Raw genomic sequence first — 4,274 nt, forward strand, 5'->3', positions numbered from 1 at the left:
CGTCACCAGAGAGCGCCTGCTCCCCAACCCTGATCATTCGTGGCCGGGTGGTTCCAGGACAAATTCCGACCGGGCCTCAATCGGACAGGAGCGTCCGGCTGCTAAGGAGGTCGGCAATGGCGGTGCGAGAGTTGCGGGCTCGCAGTGCAAGAAAAAGGATGGGTCGTACCGTCGAGGCATTGGTGTGTGCTGTTGGATTTATCATCGTGAGCTGTGGGCCCGCCGCCGCGGCGAGTTCGAGAGCGCTCTCGCCTCGCCTCTGTGCGACGAAGCCCGCCCCCCCATCGGGCAGCTCTGGTATGTCGAGCGGTTCGGCCACCCCTGCACCGATCATGTCGGGCAGCAGCGTGTGGAGCTTCGTGTCCGCGCCGAACCTGCATCCCATGCGGGTTGCCGTGACCACGCAACGACCGGGCACAGCCCCCGGCAAGATTTTTGTCGCCCCCTACAGCCTGAGCGGGATGGTCGGCCAGACGGGGTCACTGATCGCCGACGACTCCGGCGATCCGGTCTGGTTCCGCCCGCTGTCCTCGACGAATCTCCAGAACGCCGACTTCAGGGTGCAGACCTATCACAACTCCCGGACCGGAACGGCGCAGCCGGTGTTGACCTGGTGGCAGGGATCCATCGCCATCCCGCCTACGTATACGAACCTGCCGGGCGGTGCACCCGAGCCGGGCGGGTGTTACTACATCTACGACACCCACTATCGTCTGCTTAGGACGGTATCGGCGCGGCACGGATTCAACGCGGACGAGCACGAGTTCCTCCTGACCCGCCGGGGGACTGCGCTGTTCATCGCGTCTAAACCGGTACCCATGGATCTCCGCCCCTACGGGGGTTCCAGAAATGGTGCGATCCTGGACAGTGAGATCCAGGAGGTCGACCTTGCCACCGGCAGACTTGTCTTCTCGTGGGACATGCTGGCGCATGTGAACCCGGCCGATTCGCAGGTGCCGGCCTCCGATGCGTCGTCATCCGCTGGGATATGGGATCCGTACCACATGAACTCGATCGATGAGGGACCCGGCGGGCAGCTGTTGGTCTCGGCTCGCAATATGTGGGCGGTCTACGACATCGCCAAGCGCACCGGGAGGATCCGCTGGCAACTCGGCGGCAAGAAGAGTGACTTCACTCTCGGCCAGAACGCGGACTTCTACTGGCAGCACGATGCCCGATTCCGGCCGGGAAACACGATCAGCATGTTCGACGATGGCTGCTGCAATTCACCGGACAACACACCCGAACAGCAGTCGCACGGCCTGATCCTCAGCCTCGACTTTCGTCACCACCACGCGTCCGCCGTGAAGACCTACTATCATGAGCCACCGTTGTACGCGGCATCCCAGGGAAGTACGCAGGCGCTGTCCAACGGCGACGCGTTCATCGGGTGGGGTCAGGAGTCGTACTATTCGGAGTACACGGGTGCGGGAAACTCCGAGAACAACGGCCTGCAGAGCCTGCGCTACGACGCGAAGATGCCGGGTTCCAACATCTCCTATCGAGCGTTTCGGAACGAATGGATCGGTACCCCGTACTACCCGCCGAGCGTGGCGGCACGGGCCAGCGGTGGACAAACCACCGTTTACGCCTCCTGGAACGGTTCGACGCAGACGAGGGCCTGGCAGGTGCTCGGTGGACCAGACGCCGGTTCCCTGGTGCCCCTTGTCAGCCATGCCAGCCGGTCCGGGTTTGAGACGGCGGTCGCGACGAACAATCGCGGGCCGTACTTCCAGGTGAAGGCGCTGGATGCGGACGGGAAGGTCCTCGGGACCTCCACGATCGTAAAAGTCGATTGAATCATCCGTTTGATCGTTGAAGAGAAGCTTCATGGTGGGCTGCTACCAGCTGGCAGCCCACCCCAGTCCTTGGGACTTGTCGTCGTGGCGTACTACCAGGTCAGCAACCCGACGCTGGACACCCGCTAGACACCGTCGAGGAGGTGACGGGTGAAGAAACGCTGCGAGCTCGCCAACTCGAACGCGGGTACGCCCGCATGGGTGCAGGGGTTGGCGTGCAGCGTCTTCTCGCGGGAGGCGAAGGCGCCGAACAGCGTGAGGCCCGAGTCGCGCGGCACCAGTTCGTCGTCCCACTGCAGCAGGAACTCGACCGGGACAGTGACACCGGCCGCAGCGTCGGCGAGGGTTTCGTGGCCCGCGAGGCCGAAGACTGCGGCGGTGATCATCGGCCCCTTCGGGCCAGTCGAGGCGGCACATGCCTGGGGGACAACGCACCTGCCGCCCGCCTCGCGATGCACGCACCCCAGCTCCGCTCCTTTGGTGGACGCGTTGTTACCGGCAGCCCTACGTCGTGGCTGTCAGGTTCGCTCCGACGACGACGGGCCGGGACCCGTCGGCAAGGCGGACCGCCCCGTGGTGCGCGAGGTGGGCCAGGGAGCGTTCGACCGCGCCGGTGGCCATCCCGAGCTTGCGCGCGATGGTGGCCGTGGACGGGTAGCCGCCGCCCCGGCCCAGCGGTGACGCATAGGTGACGCGAGCCGCGGACACTCGACGCGACGGGTACGCAAGGCTACCAAATCGATCAATCATGGCACGCCGAGAAACGTATATGGGGGTTGACATGCTACTGTCGCCAGAATTCGAAGAGATTCGTGTCGAAATTGCGGGGAGATGGCAGCTGCCCGACTGGCAAAAACGCTTCCCCTGGTTTCCTCGCCCAGTCACCGTGAAGATTCTCTTCTATGCCGACGGATCAATTCAGTTCGACGGTGGCCCATTTTTCGGTCTCAAGCAGGTCATTGCGACGCTCACCGCGAACCACTACCCATGGGTACGCTTCGAGGTGACAACAGTGCATCGGCTCGGTGATCCATCGGCGCAGCACCAAGGATTAGATCTTGCCGCAGCACTCGCGCTCGACAGCTTCGACGAGCTGTGGATTTACAGCATCCAGGCCCAGCCACAACTCACCGCGACAGAGATCGCGGCCGTGACCAGCTTCACCGACAGTCACCAAGGCGGAGTACTGATCACAGGAGATCACGCGAATCTCGGCAATGCGGTCGCGAATATCCCTCGGGCCGGCAAGATGCGGCAACAGCCTGCCCCGCCCGCTGCTCCACCGCTATGGAACAGCACGCTACAGGCTGGTCCAAACGGTATCTACGAGTTTGACGACCAGTCTGACGGCATCCCACAACCGCTGCGGCTCGCCTGGCGCTGGGCTGGCCTGATCTGGCGCGCACCGCATCCGTTGCTGTGCAGTCCGTTGGGCCCCATCAACGTGTTCCCGGACCATCAGCATGAGGGTGAGGCTCTGGCTCCGTCCCCGACGCCGGCCACCGAATGGCCAAGCGGCCCTGGCGGCCCTGTCGCAGCGGAGGTCATCGCCTGGGGACGGATCGCTGACACTACCTCCAACACGGTGGGACGCGAGGTCGGCGTGCTATCGGTGTACAACGGCCACGAGGCAGCCGTCGGACGGATCGTCGCCGACTCGACGTGGCACCACCATTTCGACATCAACCTCCGCGGTCTGCCTGGCGACCCCACGCATCCCGGGTTCGTCACGCCGGGCACCGCCGACTGGGCCGCCAACGCCAAGAAGATCGAGCACTTCTTCGTAAACTGCGGGATCTGGCTCGCCCCGCCACGAGCGCAGAAGGCGATGCGGTCGGCCGCGTTCTGGATGATGCTGTGGTCGGATGCCGTTCTCGAAGCGCTCAGCTCACCGGTGCACCCCGTGCTGCTCGGCAGATACGCCTATGATGCGCTTGGCCGACTGGCTCCACAATGCGCCGTGTTTCACTGGTTCTGGGACCTGCTCCCTCACAATCTTCAGCAGAATTTCGTCAAATACGTCGAGAAGGGAGACCCGCCGCCGCTGTTCGAGGTCATCGCCGGAACAGTGACGCGGCAACTGGCCGACGCATTCCAGGTCTCTGCGAGCCGGCAGATCCCACCCGAACCGCCTGCGGTCGAGGACATGGAGGAGAAGCTGACCGGAGTAGCGCAGCGTGCCCTCGGCGAACTCGTCGCGAACCGGGAGGAAGCGTTGCGTGACGCGCAGGCGCTGGCCGATTTCCTTGACTGAACGCCACCATCAGAGACCCTGTCTCTACACCGATGCCGTGAACTATGACAGCTTGGCGGTCGGCTTGGAGTCGGGTGGTGGGCTGGCGTAGCTGGTCGGGATGGTCCTGGCTGCGCGGAAGGTGTGCGCGGCAAGGGTGGGCCCGACCAGCACGTCGGGTCCGGACCCGGACAGGCGTCAACCCTAGGTTGACGACGGTTCATACGTCAACCTAGGGTTGA

General features: G+C 64.1%; 4 protein-coding genes. 2 read left to right on the top strand and 2 right to left on the bottom strand.

The window, feature by feature from the left end; genetic code table 11:
- The first annotated feature begins 359 nt into the window (after positions 1–359).
- On the top strand, positions 360–1,799 hold the full coding sequence (locus U9980_RS23555) for an arylsulfotransferase family protein (RefSeq protein ID WP_322769937.1): 1,440 nt from the start codon (positions 360–362) through the stop codon (positions 1,797–1,799).
- 125 nt (positions 1,800–1,924) lie between these two features.
- Here U9980_RS23555 and U9980_RS23560 read toward each other — a convergent pair whose 3' ends face one another.
- Positions 1,925–2,185 carry a hypothetical protein gene (locus U9980_RS23560; protein WP_322769938.1) on the bottom strand — a complete coding sequence of 87 codons (261 nt, stop codon included), beginning with the start codon at positions 2,183–2,185 and terminating at the stop codon, positions 1,925–1,927.
- Between the two features lie 118 nt (positions 2,186–2,303).
- Positions 2,304–2,507, bottom strand: a complete 204-nt coding sequence (locus tag U9980_RS23565) for a hypothetical protein (protein WP_322769939.1) — start codon at positions 2,505–2,507, stop codon at positions 2,304–2,306.
- Positions 2,508–2,568: 61 nt separating this feature from the next.
- Here U9980_RS23565 and U9980_RS23570 point away from each other — a divergent pair, with 61 nt between their 5' ends.
- Positions 2,569–4,053 (top strand): hypothetical protein, encoded by a 1,485-nt coding sequence (locus tag U9980_RS23570; RefSeq protein WP_322769940.1) that lies wholly within the window; start codon positions 2,569–2,571, stop codon positions 4,051–4,053.
- The last annotated feature ends 221 nt before the right edge of the window (positions 4,054–4,274 follow it).

The sequence above is a fragment of the Protofrankia sp. Cr1 genome (assembly GCF_963555865.1).
In the GTDB taxonomy this organism is placed as follows: domain Bacteria; phylum Actinomycetota; class Actinomycetes; order Frankiales; family Frankiaceae; genus Protofrankia.